The sequence below is a fragment of the Vibrio sp. 10N.261.52.C11 genome, from assembly GCF_041471405.1.
Classification (GTDB): domain Bacteria; phylum Pseudomonadota; class Gammaproteobacteria; order Enterobacterales; family Vibrionaceae; genus Vibrio; species Vibrio crassostreae_C.
In genome coordinates this window covers 1-905 of record NZ_JBFROI010000114.1, presented here as the reverse complement: position 1 = coordinate 905, position 905 = coordinate 1, and the positions used below count along the sequence as shown (strand labels likewise).

1 protein-coding gene is annotated in these 905 nt (G+C 47.0%); it reads right to left on the bottom strand.

Going from position 1 to position 905, the window contains the following annotated elements:
• On the bottom strand, positions 1 to 905 hold a 905-nt coding region (locus AB4323_RS23920), incomplete at both ends, for a hypothetical protein (protein WP_372153503.1).

Below are 905 nucleotides of genomic sequence, written 5' to 3'. Positions count from 1 at the left end.
ACTGAATGACTTTGGTGTCGCTGACCGCAGAGTTAGATGGATCAGAGCCATCGGCTAGATTCGTTTCAGATAGTGAGATTGGCGGAATGACATCAATGGTCGGAACATCACCATCGGTAATGGTCAGCGTCACTGTTGAGGTAAGAACGTCATCATCGCCATCGCTCGACGTCACCACGATGCTCTTAACGATATCGCCAGCCGAGTGGTCTAAATCGCGGTTCGGCTCAAAGCGCACTTCCCCTTGAGTCGTAATAAACAGTGAGCCTTCCGTGAAAGTAAACTCTTGCTCGGTCGCATCATTCGGGTCTAGAGAGTAAGCGGTGCCGTCATAGGTAAATTGAGTCACGCTCGCGCCATCGGCACTTGCGGATGTTAATACATCGAAAACGGATGTCGTTGGCGTACCTGCAGCTAAGTCAGCCACAGTAGGCTCTTCAATTGTCAGTTCGCCACTTGCCATAACTTGAGCATCATCAGTAATCATCACCGATAGTGGTGACATTAACGAATCATCACCGTCGCTATCGACAGCGTAAACTGGCAAGTTGAATGTTAGATCGTTATTGCCTTGAATCGGTGTGTGGTCAATCGCTTCCAGAAGCGTGAAGGTATACTCACCCAAAGTGGTACTGCTGAAATCGAGTGTAAATACCGTGGTTTCGACATTCGAAATATCAGTCGTGAAACCAATGTAATTACCTGAACCTGTTGGCTCTTCTCGAATCTCAATGATCAAGCCATCGGACTTGAGCGCATTGTTAGTATTAAACTCATTTGGCTCTAAACGGAATTTCTCAACGTCATCACTTTGATTAGTGAAAGTGATGGTTTCTGTTTGGCTCACAGCACCAACGATTGGAGAAGAGCCATCTGCTAAATCTGTTTCAGCAAGCGCGATGCTT